This window comes from Vibrio sp. 1978, from assembly GCF_033344345.1.
This window is the reverse complement of the sequence record NZ_JAWPOP010000255.1, coordinates 1-865: the sequence shown is the minus strand read 5'-3', so window position 1 is coordinate 865 and position 865 is coordinate 1. Positions and strand designations below refer to the sequence as shown.

Sequence of the window (865 nt, the reverse complement as noted above, 5' to 3'; positions counted from 1 at the left end):
GAAATGGCTCGTATTCTAGAGCAAATGGAAGATTCACCAGAAAAGGTGATGTTTGGCAAGTTGCTTAATGAGCTGGGCAATCAAAGCTCCGAGCGCATTCGTAGTGCGGCAAAACAAGTACCTCTACCAATCTTGCGTGACATTGTGTACCAATTTCAACAAGTGATTGAGTCACGCAAGGGCGAGCAAGTTGAGCTATTAGCAAAAGACCTCGCACAACAAGGTATCTCAGCGGATGAACTGCTGGCTTACCTAAACAAGCAATAAAAGAAATCCCCGCAATCGCGGGGATTTTTCTATCTGACGAATTTGTCTTTTAGCAATCGGTCGAGCGAAAACGGACCGCCTCCCCACAGCATCACAATCAAAATCATTAACCCCCAGAGTTGGTGGTCATGGAAACCTTTCTCCCACAGTAGCGGGTAGGACAGGACTGCGATAATGTTGAATACAAATAACATGGCAGCCATAGGGCGAGTAAATAATCCAAGCGCTAAAAAGACCGGAAGAACTAACTCTGCGAATGTGCCTGAATAGGCGGCAAATTCCCAAGGTAGCAACGGAACTTGATACTCAAATTCGAACAAGTACAAGGTGCTATCCCATGAGGCAATTTTGATAAGGCCAGAATTAAAAAACACCCAAGCGACCCATAAACGGCAAAACAGCAGCAACAACGGCATTGCGTGAGTTTGTAAGCTGTTGGTGTATTCGTCGTAGCGGCTAATCAGGCTTTTAACAGAATCTGTCATCGTATCCTCCTTACGCGGTTTGCAGCGTAAAACCTTCAATCAGGTCAAGCGTCATGATGTGATTAAGATGAGCGAGCAACGGCTCGGGGATATCGCTCAAACATTGCTTTTGT

General features: G+C 45.7%; 2 protein-coding genes. One reads left to right on the top strand and one right to left on the bottom strand.

Going from position 1 to position 865, the window contains the following annotated elements:
- On the top strand, window positions 1-267 hold a 267-nt coding region (locus R8N49_RS25920), incomplete at its 5' end, for a hypothetical protein (RefSeq protein ID WP_318089879.1).
- 29 nt (window positions 268-296) lie between these two features.
- On the opposite strand, the gene R8N49_RS25915 is transcribed toward R8N49_RS25920, so the two are convergent.
- Complete coding sequence (locus R8N49_RS25915) at window positions 297-752, bottom strand: DoxX family protein (RefSeq protein WP_021822489.1); 456 nt, start codon at window positions 750-752, stop codon at window positions 297-299.
- Between the last annotated feature and the right edge of the window lie 113 nt (window positions 753-865).